At 53.6% G+C, this 17487-nt stretch carries 15 protein-coding genes; 4 read left to right on the forward strand and 11 right to left on the reverse strand.

All coding sequences use genetic code 11. The annotated features are described in order from the left end of the window. Window positions 1-147: 147 nt before the first annotated feature. Entirely contained in the window at window positions 148-576 is a 429-nt protein-coding gene (locus AB182_RS32780; RefSeq protein ID WP_047370826.1) for a Rap1a/Tai family immunity protein, read from the reverse strand. Between the two features lie 87 nt (window positions 577-663). Between AB182_RS32780 and AB182_RS15170 the strand changes: the two genes are divergently transcribed. Beyond that, entirely contained in the window at window positions 664-1086 is a 423-nt protein-coding gene (locus tag AB182_RS15170) for a hypothetical protein (RefSeq protein ID WP_047370827.1), read from the forward strand. 72 nt (window positions 1087-1158) lie between these two features. On the opposite strand, the gene tssC is transcribed toward AB182_RS15170, so the two are convergent. From tssC to AB182_RS15215, 9 genes are all read right to left on the reverse strand, one after another. Further along, on the reverse strand, window positions 1159-2658 hold the full coding sequence (tssC, locus tag AB182_RS15175; RefSeq protein ID WP_047370828.1) for a type VI secretion system contractile sheath large subunit: 1500 nt from the start codon (window positions 2656-2658) through the stop codon (window positions 1159-1161). A gap of 3 nt (window positions 2659-2661) precedes the next feature. Beyond that, window positions 2662-3192, reverse strand: coding sequence for a type VI secretion system contractile sheath small subunit (gene tssB / locus AB182_RS15180; RefSeq protein WP_047370829.1), 531 nt, complete (start codon window positions 3190-3192; stop codon window positions 2662-2664). 62 nt (window positions 3193-3254) lie between these two features. After that, window positions 3255-4265 (reverse strand): type VI secretion system protein TssA, encoded by a 1011-nt coding sequence (tssA, locus tag AB182_RS15185; RefSeq protein ID WP_047370830.1) that lies wholly within the window; start codon window positions 4263-4265, stop codon window positions 3255-3257. A gap of 12 nt (window positions 4266-4277) precedes the next feature. Continuing rightward, complete coding sequence (gene tagF / locus AB182_RS15190; protein WP_047370831.1) at window positions 4278-4985, reverse strand: type VI secretion system-associated protein TagF; 708 nt, start codon at window positions 4983-4985, stop codon at window positions 4278-4280. A 16-nt stretch (window positions 4986-5001) separates the two neighbouring features. Beyond that, window positions 5002-8616 (reverse strand): type VI secretion system membrane subunit TssM, encoded by a 3615-nt coding sequence (gene tssM / locus AB182_RS15195; protein WP_047370832.1) that lies wholly within the window; start codon window positions 8614-8616, stop codon window positions 5002-5004. Window positions 8617-8618: 2 nt separating this feature from the next. Beyond that, window positions 8619-9857, reverse strand: coding sequence for a DotU family type VI secretion system protein (locus tag AB182_RS15200; RefSeq protein ID WP_047370833.1), 1239 nt, complete (start codon window positions 9855-9857; stop codon window positions 8619-8621). 15 nt (window positions 9858-9872) lie between these two features. After that, complete coding sequence (tssK, locus tag AB182_RS15205) at window positions 9873-11216, reverse strand: type VI secretion system baseplate subunit TssK (protein ID WP_047370834.1); 1344 nt, start codon at window positions 11214-11216, stop codon at window positions 9873-9875. 25 nt (window positions 11217-11241) lie between these two features. Next, complete coding sequence (gene tssJ, locus AB182_RS15210; RefSeq protein ID WP_047370835.1) at window positions 11242-11748, reverse strand: type VI secretion system lipoprotein TssJ; 507 nt, start codon at window positions 11746-11748, stop codon at window positions 11242-11244. A 22-nt stretch (window positions 11749-11770) separates the two neighbouring features. Beyond that, window positions 11771-12265, reverse strand: coding sequence for a hypothetical protein (locus AB182_RS15215; RefSeq protein WP_047370836.1), 495 nt, complete (start codon window positions 12263-12265; stop codon window positions 11771-11773). 1083 nt (window positions 12266-13348) lie between these two features. Between AB182_RS15215 and AB182_RS15220 the strand changes: the two genes are divergently transcribed. Continuing rightward, window positions 13349-14998, forward strand: coding sequence for an alpha,alpha-trehalase (locus AB182_RS15220; RefSeq protein ID WP_263406549.1), 1650 nt, complete (start codon window positions 13349-13351; stop codon window positions 14996-14998). A 51-nt stretch (window positions 14999-15049) separates the two neighbouring features. On the opposite strand, the gene AB182_RS15225 is transcribed toward AB182_RS15220, so the two are convergent. Continuing rightward, entirely contained in the window at window positions 15050-15304 is a 255-nt protein-coding gene (locus tag AB182_RS15225) for a GlsB/YeaQ/YmgE family stress response membrane protein (protein ID WP_047370838.1), read from the reverse strand. A 147-nt stretch (window positions 15305-15451) separates the two neighbouring features. Here AB182_RS15225 and AB182_RS15235 point away from each other — a divergent pair. Together AB182_RS15235 and ycgR are read left to right on the forward strand one after the other, a co-directional pair. Further along, window positions 15452-16572, forward strand: a protein-coding gene (locus tag AB182_RS15235; protein WP_120773466.1) for an IS3-like element ISKpn34 family transposase whose coding sequence is annotated in 2 segments (ribosomal slippage) — window positions 15452-15704 and window positions 15704-16572 — 1122 coding nt in all. Because the reading frame shifts where the segments join, the coding sequence is not laid out codon by codon here. 167 nt (window positions 16573-16739) lie between these two features. After that, a complete protein-coding gene (ycgR, locus tag AB182_RS15240; RefSeq protein WP_047370839.1) occupies window positions 16740-17474 on the forward strand; it encodes a flagellar brake protein YcgR in 735 nt (244 codons plus the stop codon). Window positions 17475-17487: the final 13 nt, after the last annotated feature.

Consider the following 17487-nt stretch of genomic DNA (forward strand, 5'->3'; position numbering starts at 1 on the left):
TCCATATTTTACCTCTCCCTCATATCCGCCATCATGACCCTGCCGGATATGCTTTGCGTTCCCTGAACAACAAGGATCGCGAAGATTAACGCTGTGAATTGTCTAAAAAATAAAACTAAGGGTGCATCTTCTTTGCGCATAATACGCTTATTTTTTGATCTGCTTTTTGCATGGGAATATGGCTGCCAGCGACGCAACAATAAGGGCTGATGCCCGGGTTTTACGCTCCTGCGGTGTTAAATTCGCAAAACGGGAAGAGAGATTTTCATGGGCCGATGAGGGAAGTAGCCGTCGATAGCTGCACCAGACTTTTCCTTCCGTCGCATCCATCACGCCAAGTAAATACATTTCAGCCTTGATCCGCTCCCGCTCGTTCGTTTTCGAGAACCAGGCGTTCGCAAAGCGTTCACTGCTCATATTGACGTCAAAGCCCGTCAATAAATCGCTATCACGCAGCAAATTCGCGGTGTCGTCCTGAGGTAGCGGCGCTGCCCGAGGGTATTCGTAGGTCTCAGCATTTGCCAGCCCCGTCGCGAAACCACAGAGCAGGCTGAGTGCGATGTAGAATTTTTTCATGTCCAGCTCCCTGTTCCCGATTCGGCAAAAAGCACCGAAGCCTGTTCCTTGTATAGCCCCGGTAAGCGCAGCGCTACCGGGGGAAATATGACCGTCGCCCTTAAAAAAGATCTCAATAAGCCTACTGTCTATTTTTCGATGATATTTATTGCTTTCGAAAAAGTATTTATCTGGCAAGCAGCAAAGCATGGGGGACGAATAACACAGCTTACTGTAGCGCTGATTTTTACCACATCGAATGACGTGTTAATATCCGTTAACTTCCCGCTTTATCAAGGTCAAGGATTGAAAATGAAAAGAATCCTCGCGTTGTTTGCAATGATTATTTTACTGCTTGTTGGGGTGTATGCCCTTGTCGATATCTTCAGCTCGCTTTGGTTGGTTCTTAAATATGAATCTCTCAATGCTTATTCTACCGGCGTATTAGCAGGGAAAGTCATATTTCTCCTGGTTGTCAGTGGGCTATGTCTTATTGTCCGGCGGATTTACAAAAATAAAATCAACAGGTGAACCAGATAGTGAACTTACCTATGGATTAGCGCGATGCCGCAGGCGTGTTGACAGCCTGCGGCGTGCCTGCGCTTATGCCTCTTTGGTTTTCAGCGACGGCAGTTTTGATACCAGACGCAGCGACACAGTCAGTCCTTCCAGTTGATAATGCGGACGCAGGAAGAATTTCGCGGTGTAGTAACCGGGGTTATCTTCAATTTCCTGCACCTGTACTTCGGCGGCGGCCAGCGGTTTGCGCGCTTTGGTCTCCTGAGAAGAGTTTGCCGGGTCGCCATCGACATAGTTCATCACCCAGTCGTTCAGCCAGCGCTCCATTTCATCACGCTCGCGGAATGAGCCAATTTTGTCGCGCACAATGCACTTGAGGTAATGCGCAAAACGGCAGCAGGCGAAGAGGTATGGCAAACGCGAGGCCAGACGCGCATTGGCGGTCGCGTCGGCGTCATGATATTCCATCGGTTTTTGCAGCGACTGGGCGCCGATAAACGCGGCGAAGTCTGAGTTTTTACGGTGAATCAGAGGCATAAAGCCATTCTTCGCCAGCTCGGCTTCGCGACGGTCACTGATCGCGATTTCGGTCGGGCACTTCATGTCCACGCCGCCGTCATCGCTAGGGAAAGTGTGGCATGGCAGGTTTTCCACCGCCCCGCCGGATTCGACACCGCGAATCGAGGTACACCAGCCATACTCTTTGAAAGAGCGGTTGATGTTCGTCGCCATCGCATAAGCCGCGTTCGCCCACGAATAGTTGCTGTGGTTAGCGCCATCGGTCTCTTCTTCAAAATCGAAGCTATCAACCGGGTTAGTACGGATACCGTATGGCAGGCGTGACAGGAAGCGTGGCATCACCAGCCCCAGGTAGCGGGAGTCTTCCGATTCACGCAGCGAACGCCAGGCGGCGTACTCGGTGTTCTGGAAAATTTTGGTCAGGTCGCGTGGGTTCGCCAGTTCCTGCCAGGATTCCATCTGCATGACGCTCGGCGCGGTGCCGGTAATAAACGGACAGTGCGCCGCCGCGCCGATGCGTGCCATTTCACCCAGCAGTTCCACATCCTGCGGGCTGTGATCGAAGTAGTAATCTCCCACCAGGCAGCCAAACGGTTCGCCACCGAACTGGCCGTACTCTTCTTCGTAGATTTTTTTGAAGATAGGACTCTGATCCCAGCCAACACCTTTGTAGCGTTTCAGAACGCGCCCCAGTTCCGGTTTCGAAATGCTCATAAAGCGGATTTTCAGCATTTCGTCGGTTTCAGTGTTGTTGACCAGGTAGCTCAGTCCGCGCCATGCGCTTTCCAGTTTCTGGAACTCTTCGTGATGAATAATCTCATTCACCTGCTGAGAGAGTTTTTCATCAATCCCGGCAATCAGATTCTGAATCGTGCGGTACGTGTCCGAGGAGAAAGTGACGGTATTGGCCAGCGCCTGCTGAGCCAGCGTTTGTACCGCAGACTCGACCGCAGAGCGCGCCTGTTCCGTTTTCGGGCGAAACTCTTTATTGAGCAGCGCGCTGAACTCGTCCTGGCTGAATGCTTCGCCCTGCTGCAGCGCTTGCTGTTGGGTTACATTGCTCATGATTTACTCCTCTTTACCTGAGGTGCTGGTGCTATCGCGATTGTCCGGCATCTGGCTCAGCGATTTCAGCAACGTCGGATCTTTGAGAATTTTAGCAATCAGCTCTTCCGCGCCGTTTTTGCCGTCCATATACGTCAGTAGATTGGAAAGCTGGGTACGGGCTTCGAGCAGCGAATTCAGCGGCTCGACTTTGCGTGCCACCGCATCCGGCAGGAAATCTTCCATGCTGTCGAAGGTCAAGTCGACATTCAATTTGCCTTCCCCGGTCAGGGTATTGTCCACCTGGAAGGCCACGCGCGGTTTCAGTGCCTTCATTCGCTCATCGAAGTTGTCGATATCAATGTCAAGGAACTTGCGTTCGTCAACAGAGGGCAGATTCTCAACCGGTTTACCCACCAGGTCAGCCATCACCCCCATCACAAACGGAAGCTGAATTTTGCGCTCCGCGCCGTACACTTCCACGTCGTATTCAATCTGAACGCGTGGCGCGCGGTTACGCGCGATAAATTTTTGTCCACTGTTACTCGTTGCCATGATGTTCTCCATCGAAGATGCGCGGTGACGCTATCGGGATTGTTTCACCCTGTCGTCAAAGGTTAGGGGTGACGCCCAAATATATTTTCCAGTTGCTGTACGCCATCTGGCGCCAGATCGCGAACGATCGCCATAAAATCCAGTTCGATCAGCCGCTGTACGCGGTCAATCATCAGCGGAGCGGGATGGCTTGGCTCATGCTGGGCAAAATAGAGCTTCACTTTTTCCAGCATGAGCTGCGCATCGGCGCGGCTGTTAAGCTGCACGCTCCGCCAGTCTGTATGATTAACAGGCGCTGCGGCGGGTGTCGTCGCCGACGCCTGAGAGGGTGAAGAGGTCGCTGTCTCGTCGGGCTGCGCGTCGTCGCCTGTGCGACCCGCGCGGTTAATCAAAGTTGCGGTCTTAATGAGTTGTTCCATTTCCGGCGCACCACTCTCCCCAAGACGTTCCACCAGCCAGCTACGGATAGTATGCAGCCGCCCTTCGATTTGCATCATCACGCTGGTGGCCTCTTTTCCGGCGCGGGCCAGCTCATCAACCAGTCTTACTCGCCCGCCGGGGAAATTTGGACACTCGGTTTTGCTGCCGTCCAGTAGCGCCTGCGCGTCGCGGACGGTCAGCTCATCGCCATTGCTACGCAGTAAAATGGACTGGCGGAGTGTGGCGGTGAGCGTAGATTTATCACTGAGCTCTGCCAGTGCGTTGATACGATAAAACGGATCTTCTTCGCCGTTTTCTGTCAACGCAGGCCATAGTTCATCCCAGTACAGGGCCAGCGCCTGACCGATAAGTGAAAGCCCGTCTGCATAGCCTTCCAGACCACGGCGACGCGTCCAGGCATGGGTCAGCGCCAGCATGACGCGCAGATCTTTGGTCCGTGACAGCAGGGCGGTGGCGAGCTTTTCAACGCGCGTCCAGTCTGCCGGCTCTGCGGGAATGATGGTATCGCCAAATTGCTGTTCCGCTTTGCCCTGGCTTGCCTGTTCCAGCGCCTGAAATTCAGCGTCATACTCCAGGTTTTCACCACAGGGCTGCGTCGGGCTGACGGGCTCAAGTAAGGTTTCAAGAGTCATACACAGATTCGCTTAATCAAACATCGGAGGATAAAGACCATGACGACCCGGTCGCGCGCCGCCTGCCGGATCGAACAGCATGGTAAAAAGCTGCCCGGTGAAGTTGCCGCTGTGCACGTGGGTGTAAAGCGGATAGCCATCGCTACGGTTAGTCCACCAGAAACTGGTCTGGCGCAACGGGTCAAAACATTCCGCGGCCTGACGCCAGCCAAGCGTTGGCGCCGCGTCTCCTTCGTAACCAATAACATCAAGGATTTCCGAGCGGCTTTCTTCCACCACAGGCTGCGGCGTGGGAATCAAGAGCAGCGACTGATCGAGTTGCTCTGCGGAGTAACCGTTACGCATCGCATGCAGCAGGGTTCGCCCCAATTGCTGATACCAGTCACCCGACTGCGCCAGTTGCCGTGCGGACCACTCCAGCGGGTTTATGGCCAGCAGAGCGCACAGTGGATATTGCCGCCCGACGCTATCGCGACCGGGTAACAAACAGCCCATTTGCACCTGCTGACCGCCTAACATTGGCGGCACGACAAAATTCCATATCGGCGCATTGCCGAATTGCCTGTCCGCCGCACGCTCTTCCTCTTTTTGCCAGTTCATCAGACCCACCTGAAACCAATGGGACCATTGACGCTGGAGCGCGTCCGGGAAACGTCGCTGTAAGAAGTCGCCGGCACTGGGCAATTTTCCATACCAGCTAATTGCACTCGTCGTAGTCATTCGACTTTCCTTGCGGTTAAGGGCATGCGAAACGGGGAAGCTGAAACGGGTTGCGGATGCTGCCAGGGATGAACTCAAGCGTGACCTGGTGTCCATCAACGTTATACGTTGCCTGGCGGCTCAGGCTGCTGCTGCCCGGCGTCACTCGCGCCTTGTCAACAAAGCGGTTCAGCGCCCATGCGCCATTCGTTACCAGCGTCGAGGTCGTGCCATTCGTCAGCCCAAGCTGCATCCGTACCTGGTTGGTTCCGCCCGGCCCTGGCCAGTTCACCAGTTGCACCGCCTGCGGACCGTGGCTGTAACGGAGAATCTGCCCATCCACATCCAGCGTCAGGTTCAAAATCGCGTTGTCCATACTCACGGTACGTACCGTCACACGATAAGAGGGCGTTGCGCTTCCCCCGGCGAAAAAAGCATCGCGAATAGATTGCGCCTGTTGGAACGGCGCCAGTAACCCTTCGCTACCCGGTAAGGTCTTACCATCAATGCCCGGCATAAAGCGCCAGGGCGACTGGGTGGTATCCACTTTGCTGGTCAGGTTGTCGCGAAAGAAACTGTCCATCAGACCGGTGCCTGGGGCAAACATGCGCGCCAGATCGTCTGGCGTCACTTCACTGCTGGCATTGCGCACCAGCGGGTAACGTCCGGCGATGGCCTGGCGGCAAAAACCGCCCACTTCCACGCTGATACGCTTGCGGACATTTTCCAGCTCGCGACTTTGCGTATCGCTACTGGCCCCCACCGCCATATTACTGAACATTGACTGCAGCCCGCCGGGCAGACGCCCTGCGCTGGCCTGCAGGCGGCTGATGGCTTCACCGCCGGGGGCCGGCATACCGCTGTTCGCCGCATCCTGTACCGCCGTCAGGTAGCGATAAAGTTCATCAATCTGTTTAAGAAAATCATCAAACACGATAGTTTTGCCGCCTTTTTCCAGCGGCTGAGCCAGCTCGATAATCGGCGCGTAGTGTTCCGTTACCCGCTGTTCCGGCGTCTGAACCGAGGCGGCTGCAGGCGCAGAGGTATTACTGTCGCGATTGCCGATTAACACATTTAGCGTGCGGCTGGTGCTGCTGCCTTCATCCGGCTTTTTTTCGCCCTCTTCCGGCGTATCACGGGTCAGCGTCAGCATCTGGCTTAAATTGACCACCAACTGACGTAGCGGCGAACTGTTGCCTGAGAGCAGCCGCGCAGCATTAATGCGCTGTGAAAGGTTGGCGCTGTTGTTGAGCGCAATGTCGCCGAGGAAGCTATCCCACTGGCTGATAAAATCCCGCGCGTAAAGCTGGCGTACTGCGTTATCCGTCTGCTGTTGATCTTCCTGTTTGACGGTAGAACCGAGTACCCAGGCATCATCGGTATGCAGCGCATTGGTCACGGTGCCAATCTGCTTATCGAAATGCTGCCAGTAACCATCAGGGGTATATAAACCGGGGATGCCATCATTCAGCGATTTACCGCTTTTGCGCGAAAACACCAGTTCACTTTGCGGGCCAGCCAGTGAGGCCAGCGAAACCGGTTTAAGGTTTTCATCCGCCGCAAGCAGGCGTTTCAGCCGTCCGTAGACGCGTGCCGCAAGGGGTTGTTGGTTGATTAACGCCTGTTCCCTTGCGATCAGCGCCTCGTCTTTGGCAAACGGCGACGACTGAATCTGTGGTTCCAGCAGTTGGGTCAAATGCCATTCCAGACGACGAAGCTGAGCCTGCGTCATGTTCTGCGGCAGGTTACGCTCCAGGTTGAGCATGACCCACTGATGCAGGAACTTACCGTCGTAATGTTTCGGCTGGTAGAGCATCTGATACGCTTTTAACGCTTCATAGCTGTATTCCACATCGCTGCCGTTATCGTTACGCAGCCAGGTGGTGATGCGTGTCGCTACATCCGGTAACAGCAACTCTTGTAACGCTTTTTGGTACAACGCCTGCGACGCGTCGGAGACGTCATAGCCACGGTATAAGCCCATACGGCGAGTCAATGGCGGGCTGTTAACGTCGAAGTCCTCACTTTGCGGCAGTGCCGAGAGACTGTTCAGCAGCGGTAGCAGAGCGAACACATCCCCTTGCGGGCGCTCGCGCAGCGCTTTGATCTCCTGGCTGATGCCCGGCACTTTGGCTTCGACTTCCTGCAGATACGTTTTGTTGTTGCTGTAGCTTGTCAGCCACAGGCCGCTAATCACCACCAGCAGAACCAGCAGCGCGGCATAACCGGCCCACATCACCGCCCGGTTGCGCATTTCCCACCAGCGATTCTGCCCGGCGATACCGGCTTCCTGGAAAATGACGTTCTGCAACAGATTCTTGATAAAGAAGCTTTGCCCTTTACCGCCAGGTACCGGCTCCTCTTTGCTGACGCTATCCCAGCTATCGCCAGTGTTACCACGGGGAAGCGAGAGCGAACGGCCCAGTTCTCCCATCACCCGGTCAAACGGCAACCCTTCCTGAGTACCGCTCGCCAGATAGATACCGCGCGGCGAGAACTCGGTTTCAAAGTTGGAGCGGGCAAACAGTGTGTGCAGATAGTCGGCCAATAGCGGTCGCAGCGCGGCAAACTCCTGAGGGAACAGGTAGCTTTCAGCTCTCGCCTTTGGATCGCTTTCGTGAAGTAAAATATCCGGTAAGGCTGCGTCCAGTCGCTGTTGCAGTAGCGCGTACTCCTGGGTGAAACGCCCCATCAGGTCAAAATCGGCCTGTTTACCCTCCTGCCATGGGAAGGTAAAACCCCAGATCTGGTCACGCTGGGCTTTATCGAACCCTGCGAAATAGGCGCGAAAACCTTTCAGGAGATCCGCTTTGGTGACCAGTAGATAGACCGGAAAACGGATGCCCAGTTGTTCATGCAGTTCGGTCAGGCGTTTACGCAAGTTAAGTGCCTGTTCGCGTGAGGCGTCAGCCGACTGAGTGAGCAAATCGGCAACACTCACCGTCACAATCACCCCGTTGATGGGCTGACGGCGGCGGTATTTTTGCAAAAGACCAAGGAATTTCAGCCATTCGCTGGCATCCTGCGCCTGCTCGCTTTCCTGGGTACTGTAACGCCCGGCGGTATCCAGTAGCACCGCTTCATTGGTAAACCACCAGTCGCAGTTGCGCGTACCGCCAATGCCACGCAGCGCCGTTTTGCCAAATTTGTCGGCCAGGGGAAATTGCAGCCCGGAATTCACCAGTGCGGTGGTTTTCCCGGCGCCTGGCGCGCCAATCACCACATACCAGGGTAACTGATACAGATATTGGGTACTAAAGCGCTGCGTCCACTGCCCGCCACGCTGACCCGGCTGGTTGAAATGCGCTTTTTTCAGCACCTGAGACGCTTCTTCAAAACGATCAGCCAGGATTTGCTCTTCGCTGTTCAACCGTTTGTGATCTGCCGTCTCTTTCGGCGCATTGTCGCTTTTCAGATTGTCCATCAGTTTGCGGTTCAGCCACGCGTTGTAAAGACGCGGAATAATGTGGCTTTGCACCCAGATGAAATACATCACCGCGATGGTGATTACCCGGTTTTGTTCAGACTCCAGCGGGCGTGAATCAACGACAGAGAGCAGCGGACCTATCATCCAGATCACCGCCGCCAGCGCCGTCATCCCAAGAAAACCCCACAATATGCGGTTCGTCAGAATTGAAAGCAGACTATTCATCCTTAGTTTCCTTGTGGCAATCCGTTCAGTTCGGCTGCCGTATTACCCGGCGAAACCAGTAACGTTATCTCCACGCGGCGGTTGCGGGCGCGGTTTTCCGCCGAGTTATTCGGCGCGATGGGGTTCATTTCACCCCGCCCTTCCGCTTTGACGCGATCCGGCTGGCTTAAGTGTTTTTGCAACAGCGACTGTACGGAGCGCGCACGTTCGAGTGACAATTCATAGTTGGAAGCAAAGCGCGCACTGCGAATAGGCACGTTATCGCTGTAGCCCACCACCAGGATTTTGCCGCTGACGTTGTTCATCGCCTGCGCTACGCGGTCAATCACCGGAGCGTAGTTTTCACGTGCCACCGTTGAACCCGAAGCAAACAGCCCATCACCTTTGAGCGTGACAACGCTGCGATCCGTTTCATCGCGTACCGCGACAAGCCCGGCGTCAATTTCCGGTTTCAGGAAGCCACGCAGGTTAAGCACCGGGGGCAGCGATGGCGCGGGTTGGGCAATTGCCGCTTCGGGCAAGGTGGTCTGGTAAATTTTTGCCAATACCGGGTTAGTGTTGTCGCCAAGTCGCCAGTTAAGAACGATGTAAAACAGGCAGGCAAGAAACCCGGCCAGGGCCACGCAGGCCCACAGTGGGATCATCGGACGCCAGAGTTTACGCAGAACCGGTTGATCCTCCGGATGCGGCGATAACGGCGGCGGATAATTTCCCCGTACGCCGCGAATCATTTGCCACAGACGCTGCTTGATGGTTTCAAGCTGGGTACGGCCATTGTCCATGACCCGATAGCGACCTTCGAAACCCAGCAGCAGGCAAAAATTAATGAGCTCAAGCAGGACGATATGTTCACGCGGGTTTTGCGACAGGCGCGCCAGCAATTGGAAAAATTTCTCGCCTCCCCAGGTTTCATTGTGAAAAGTCACCAGTAGCCCGCTACCGGACCAGACGCCACGGCTCCCCCAGGGGGTCAACGCCGCCGCTTCATCCAGTGCGGTACACAGGCAATAACGCGCCCCGACAATCACTTCATATGCAAGACCCGATTGCTGGCAGCGCACTTCAAAACGACGAATTTCATCAATCAGTTGCTGGCGCAGGCCTGCCTGGTCATCGTGAGAAACAGAGTGGCGAATCTGCGGTATCGCGTTAAGCAGCGGGTTGGCGGCGGTCACCAGAGGGTTATTTCCACCCGCGCCCGCAACATCGGCATCACGGCCGTTAGCGTGTTGTTCCTGCATATCTTGCGCTCGCTATTAATCTTTCGGGCTACGGACGGCCCAAAATTCCATGTCCAGTCCTGGAAATTCACCTGCCAGATGCAGCGCAAAGGCGCCGGATTTCTCCATTTCGCTCCAGAGCTCGCCCCCTTTTTCCAGTTCGAAGTAGTTGTAGCCCGCATGCCAGGGAATTTGCGGCGGCGCGACGGGCATTGCCCGCAGCTTCATACCGGGGAGCTGGAGTTGCACCAGATCGCGGATTTTGGTGACCGGTGCGACTTTCATCTGCGCCGGGAAATGGGTTTGCAGCATCTCGCCCGGCACATTGGCTTTCACCGCCAGAACGAAACCAAATTCTCGCGCCATACTGGTTGACGGCAGCGTCGCGACATTGAGGCCGTGGGTGCGTTCAGTGAGCGGCAGTTGAATGGCATGCTCTTCCAGCACCAGCGACAGCCCCTGACGTAACATCAGCACCAGACGGTTAAAGCAGCCAGCGAGGTTGTCGTGGTCATAAACCGGCAACACCTCTTCCGGCGCGCGCGCAGAGGTCCAGGTCGTTAATTCCGTGGCAAACGCCAGCCATTCGCGCCAGAGTTCTTCCGGATGCAGCAACGGCAAGGTTTTCAGATGCGAAATCAGCCCTACATGGTGGTTGATCAACGCCAGAAGAGAGAATTCGACCATTTCCGTGGTATTGAAGCGGCCAGGCTGGCGTAGACGCTGGGCAAACTGCTGGCTGCGCTGGGATAACAAACTCTGGAGGTCATTGATCATCGCGTACAGCGGCGCGCTGTTCGTGGCGTTGAGCATCGGCGGAATATAGGCCGAATCATGACGAATGTGATTATCGTTTCGTTTTTCCAGTATCTGAACCACACCCATCGCCGTCCACTCGGCAGTGAGATCTTTTTCCAGCATCAGTTTCAGGCGTAAACGACCAAATTGCACGGCCGCCGGACCGACCGAAATGGCGTTGTCATCATCCACTTCTGCTTCCCAGGCAATGTAACGTGCCAGTGACTCTTTATCTTCGCTGAAAATAACCTCTTCACGCCCTCCCCTGCGGGCAGGTAAGGCCAGCACGACGCGTTCATTGGTAACGTTATCCCCAATGGCTAATGGCGCGGGCGCATGGCGAGGATCGTGAAAGGAAAAAAACGTGCCATCCGGTAGCAGGCCACTGGCATAGCTCAGCGCGATACAGCCCTGACGTAACATTGCGTCATCCAGTTCAAGGTCCAGAAAGCCCCATAGAAAGGGCCGCTGTAATGCCCCCCATTCACGAATATGGCTATGCAGGTGGCTTTCCGCACGTTGAAAATGATGAGGACGCAGAAACATACCCTCGGTCCAGACGACCTTTTCTGCTTTGTTCATGCTGTTTTCCTGTTAAGACTGGGCGCTATCTGGAAACGACGCGAATCCCGTTCACGTCGAGAAAAACGCTGGCTTCAAGTGAGTCAGACGACCCTTTCCAGAATTCGTAAAAGCGACTTTCACCCTGCACGGGAAGCGGAATGGAGATCCGCCACTTTTTGCCATCCAGCGCCTGGTACTCCGCCATCACACCGATATAGCGTGCTTCCGGGGTAGCCTGGCCGGTGAGCGTTTTTGTCAGTTGACCGGGCAGTAAGAAAAACTCATCGCTGTTGAGCAGGTTAGCGCCAAGGGTGCTTCCCGCATTGTTTTGTAGCGACCAGAAATCGGCGGACATAAATGTCGCGTCGGATTTCAACAGCAGAACCCTGACTTTGAGCGGCGCGGATGCGTTGACCTGCGGGTGCGCCTGAAATTGGAGGGTGTAGCTGGCAGGTACGCTATGTGAAGTCGATCCACAACCGCTGACCAGGGTGGTCAGCGTAAGGAAAAACGCCAGGATTAACTGGCGTACCACGAAGTAAGTTTTCATATCCATCGCTCATGATGGCGAGTTAGTTGAGAATCCACGTACCTGAGTTGCTGTTTTTACACGCTTTACTGCTGCCATCCACCGACACACAGGTCTGTTTTTGACGGGCTCTCAGGCGCGGGGTTTGTTTACGTACGGTTTCGTCGTACAGCTCGCTTTTCACTACTGCGCGCATCGGGACATAACCAATCAACTCTTCCTGACCTTCATCGGCGAGCGCCATCCAGAAGTGCTCAACCTGACCGAGTACCACATAGGTTTTACCGGTTTGCAGCTGGCGGATCATTTTGCCGCCGTAATCCGGCGTGCTCATTAGCGACGCAGGATAGAGAGCACGGTAGTTCTCTTTGATGGGCTGAAACTCTTTCGGCGGTTTTACCGCATAGCGGTGGGTAAGCGTGGTGCCATTCACCTCGCTGGTCACAATCGTATCGTCTGTGGGAGTCGCCGGCGGTGGTGCTTTACATGCGGAGAGCGCAAAAACAAACAGAAGAGCTAATACATTTCGCATTTTCATAACGGTGATTTCCATTGCAAATATATTACTGTGTGGAACTGGAACGTTTAGGAAAGAACTTTTTCATTCTTTCAAAATAAGTCTCTCCCTAAGCCTGTAAAACAGTCGAATAATTAATTAAAGGCATAGCTACCGCACGAGCCGTTGCACCAGCAAGGCAGCGAGAATATGACTTCATCAATGATAATCGTGTCTAAATCTTACAGACGAGACGATACAATTCAATATCATCTCGGCCTGAATGAAAAAGGAATATTCAAGAATCATGCAAAATAAGATAATTCTCAAGAAATAATTTCACTTTGGGACCGTGATGATAAAAATTACGCTCAGCATTAGCTTAAAGCCCCATCAAAAACGGATCAACCTACTGTATTTTATGATGTTATCGATCAAGCCACCTCAGAAACATGTCATTGCAAACTCGTTATAGGATTAATCCGAAAAGGTAATATTCATTTGATTTACCCCTTATTCCTGGTAGGTCAAAAACCACATTTAGTGAAGGGAATGATTCACAGAGTATGAAATGTCAAGGAGCGAAAAACCAATAAATTGAAATAAAACGGCCGAACAAAGTGAATATTACTCACCTGGTCTGACCATAATGAAATCATCAACAGTGAAAATATTTTATTCTCGCTAAATAAAGTATTTCCGAGGCGACACTATTTAGCACTGCTAACTGAGTGTGAATGGGCAGTAAATGAATCAATTCAGCTTATTTGATACAAAACAAATATGACACTTTGTTTTCAATAAGAAAAACTGATCAATCACCGTTATTTTATTTGACGGAAATCTTATTTATTTACCGAAATAGCGGTTTGCTACCCAATTTGGGTTAAAGAAATGATCAAAATGCGTGCAATGGTGCTTTGAGCCATAACTTTAACTTATACGAAAAGGCGGCAAGGTAAATTATCTGGAAGCGCGGAAAATGCCACACAGGGCACGCCGTTCGGCTGATATTCGACTAAGGTTTTCACAAGGTTGGCTACTGCGGCCTCGCTTTTTACCCGCTAAGGAGAACAGTTAATGACAAGACCAGATTTGCGCCGTCAGCGCACCTTGTATCTTGCAATGCACATCGCACTGGGCGGCGCCCTGCTTTCACTTATCCCGTCGGCTCTGGCGGCAGACGCGCCCAACACACCTCAGTCGCCGGATATCCTGCTCGGCCCGTTGTTTAGCGATGTACAAAGCGCCAAACTTTTTCCCGATCAGAAAACCTTCGCCGATGCCGTGCCCAAGGGGGATCCCTTGATGATCCTGGCGGATTACCGTATGCAGCGAAACCAGACCAGCTTTGATCTCCGCCACTTCGTCAACGTCAACTTTGATTTGCCAAAGGAAGGGGAAAAGTATGTTCCCCCGGAAGGGCAAAATCTGCGTGAACACATTGATGGTCTGTGGCCCGTGCTGACGCGCACGACGGATAAAGCCGGAAAGTGGGATTCTCTGCTCCCCCTGCCAAAGCCTTATGTGGTACCGGGCGGCCGCTTCCGCGAGGTCTATTACTGGGACAGTTATTTCACCATGCTGGGTCTTGCTGAGAGCGGACACTGGGACAAAATCGAAGATATGGTGGCTAACTTTGCTTACGAAATTGATACCTGGGGCCACATCCCCAACGGCAACCGTAGTTACTATTTGAGCCGCTCCCAACCTCCATTCTTTGCGTTTATGGTGGAATTACTGGCATCCCATGACGGCGACGACGTACTCAAGACCTACCTGCCGCAAATGGAAAAAGAGTACAACTACTGGATGGACGGCCTGCAGGGGCTGCAAAACGGTCAGGCTAACAAGCGGGTCGTGAAGCTTGATGATGGTTCGGTGCTCAACCGCTACTGGGATGATAAAGACACACCGCGTCCGGAATCCTGGCTGGATGATGTCACCACCGCGAAGAATAACCCGAACCGCCCGGCGACAGAGATCTACCGCGACCTACGTTCCGCGGCGGCATCGGGCTGGGATTTCAGCTCACGCTGGATGGATAACCCTGAACAACTGGGGACGATTCGCACCACCAGCATCGTACCGGTGGATCTGAATGCGTTGATGTACAAACTGGAAAAAATGATTGCCCGCGCCAGCCAGGCGTCTGGCGACAACGCCAAAGCGAGCCAGTATGAAGCGCTGGCCTCAGCCCGCCAGAAAGCCATAGAAGCGAACCTGTGGAATGATAAAGAGGGCTGGTATGCCGATTACGACCTGAAAACCAAAAAGGTTCGTAATCAGTTGACGGCAGCCGCCCTCTTCCCGCTGTATGTCAATGCGGCGGCAAAAGATCGCGCAGCGAAGGTCGCAACGGCAACACAGTCGCGGTTGTTGAAACCCGGCGGAATTTCCACGACTACCGTCAACAGTGGCCAACAATGGGATGCGCCGAATGGCTGGGCCCCCCTGCAATGGGTGGCGGTCGCCGGTTTGCAAAACTACGACCAGAAAAAGCTGTCAATGGATGTTACCTGGCGTTTCCTCTCGAACGTGCAACATACCTATGATCGCGAGAAGAAGCTGGTGGAGAAATATGATGTCAGCAGTACCGGAACAGGTGGCGGCGGCGGCGAATATCCGTTGCAGGACGGTTTCGGCTGGACAAACGGCGTCACGCTGAAAATGCTCGATCTGGTCTGTCCGAAAGAACAGCCTTGTGACAGCCTGCCAGCCAAAGAGCCGGTCACGCAAACGACAACAGAACCGCAAAAAGCTGCAGCGCAATAAAAGAAAAGGCCGGTGTACAAACTCACCGGCCTTATTCATTCACGAATACAATTAACCCCGCCGTAGCAGCCTGAAAACTGCCAGTACAATGATCGCACCCACCACCGCAACCAGGAAGCTATGAAGGTTAAAACCCGTTACATCGCCGCCAAAACCAAAGCGGGTCGCCAGCCAACCACCCACCACAGCCCCGACTATCCCAAGGATACAGGTCAAAATGAATCCGCCGCCATCCCGGCCAGGCATGATTAATTTTGCGATAACGCCTGCAATCAGACCAAAAACAATCCACGCGATGATGCCCATTTTCTTTTCTCCTGCTACAACCTGATATGTACGTATCGGGCATAATGCCCGCACGTTGTGTGAAGTATAGGCGATATGACCTGCTCCCCGTTGATTAATACACCGCGATGTTAGTAATGTCTTCATAAGCCACATGAGGACATCCCCATGAAGAAGCGTTTTTCCGACGAACAGATCATCTGTATTCTCCGCGAGGCCGAAGCCGGCGTTTCTGCCCGTGAGCTCTGCCGTAAGCACGCCATTTCCGACGCCACCTTTTACACCTGGCGTAAGAAGTATGGCGGTATGGAGGTGCCTGAGGTTAAGCGCCTGAAGTCTCTTGAGGAAGAGAACGCCAGACTCAAGAAGCTGCTTGCTGAAGCCATGCTGGATAAGGAGGCGCTTCAGGTGGCTCTTGGGCTAAAGTACTGACGACAGACCAGAAGCGGGAAGCCGTGGAAGTCATGTGCGAGGCTAAGGGTCTGTCGCAACGTCGTGCCTGCAGGCTGGCAGGTCTGTCCCTGTCAACCTGCCGATATTCGGCTCAGCGTCCGCCTGCTGACGCGCAGCTGTCTCTACGCATCACAGAGCTGGCACTTGAACGCCGCCGTTTTGGTTACCGGCGTATCTGGCAGCTTCTGCGACGTGAAGGTCTTTGCGTTAACCACAAGCGGGTTTACCGCATCTATCAACTTAATGGCCTGAGTGTAAAACGCAGACGACGTCGTAAAGGGCTGGCAACAGAACGTCTGCCGCTGCTCCGCCCGATGGCGCCCAATCTGACCTGGTCAATGGATTTCGTCATGGACGCACTGGCCACAGGTCGCAGGATCAAGTGCCTGACCTGCGTGGATGATTTCACAAAGGAATGCCTGACGGTCACTGTTGCCTTCGGGATTTCAGGCGTGCAGGTCACGCGTATTCTGGACAGCATTGCGCTGTTTCGCGGCTATCCGGCTACGATAAGAACCGATCAGGGCCCGGAGTTTACCTGCCGCGCACTCGATCAGTGGGCTTTTGAGCATGGTGTGGAGCTGCGACTTATCCAGCCCGGCAAGCCAACGCAGAACGGATTTATTGAGAGTTTTAACGGACGCTTTCGTGATGAATGCCTGAATGAGTACTGGTTCAGCGATATTGTTCACGCCAGGAAGATCATTAATGACTGGCGACTGGATTATAACGAGTGTCGACCACATTCATCACTGAATTACCTGACGCCGGCTGAATTTGCAGCGGGCTGGCGAAACGGGAAATATGAAGAAAAACCAACCGACATTACTAACTGAAGGTTGTATCTAACTCTGGGGGCAGGTCAGATAGCGTGAAAAGCATTTTCATCTCACAGACTTAATTGCAATTCCCCAGAAAATTTTTACAAATTTGTATTAAGAATTCGCCGGAATTGCCGATAGTGCATCAAGACTGTCTGTCAGTGATCAAGGAGCCTTTTGGCGTGAGTAAGTACAGTGAGCAGTTCCTGAAAAATAGTCCCTTAGCCGTACTTGGCGTCTTACGCGATTTGCAAAAGAGCCAGGTACCCGTGTGCATTGCATGGTCGAGCGGGCAATTCATCAGTAAGATCCTCGAAGTGAATCCCGATGAGCTGATCATGGACTTTGGTAGTCAGGAGTTTGACAACACGGCAGTGCAACGCGCCACAAAAGTGACCATCACCGCCGAAACCCAGGGCGCGAAAGTTGAATTTACCCTTCCCACACTGCACAGCGGCGATTATCAGGCTTTGCCTGCTTTTATTTCCGAACTGCCGGAAAGTCTCTATTTTATTCAGCGTCGCGAATACTTTCGCATTAACGCTCCGCTGCACCCTGCTTATTTCTGCAAGGCAAAAATGCCGGACAAAAAGACGGAACTGCGTTTTCGCCTGTTTGACCTTTCACTTGGCGGTATGGGTGCGTTACTGGATGGCGCCGTACCGGAAGGTTTGCAGGCAGGTATGCGCTTTTCCCAGATAGAACTGGATATGGCCTCGTGGGGGCAGTTCTATTTTGACGCTCAGCTTATCGCTATCGGTGAGCGAAAAGTGGTAGATGGCAAAAACGAAACCATTACTACGCCGCGTCTGAGTTTTCGCTTTCTTAACGTCAGCCCCGGCGTTGAGCGCGAACTCCAGCGAATTATCTTTGCGCTTGAGCGCGAGGCCCGCGAACGCGCCAGTCGCGTACGCTAAAAAAAGACCCGCT

The sequence above is a fragment of the Phytobacter ursingii genome (assembly GCF_001022135.1).
Classification (GTDB): Bacteria; Pseudomonadota; Gammaproteobacteria; order Enterobacterales; family Enterobacteriaceae; genus Phytobacter; species Phytobacter ursingii.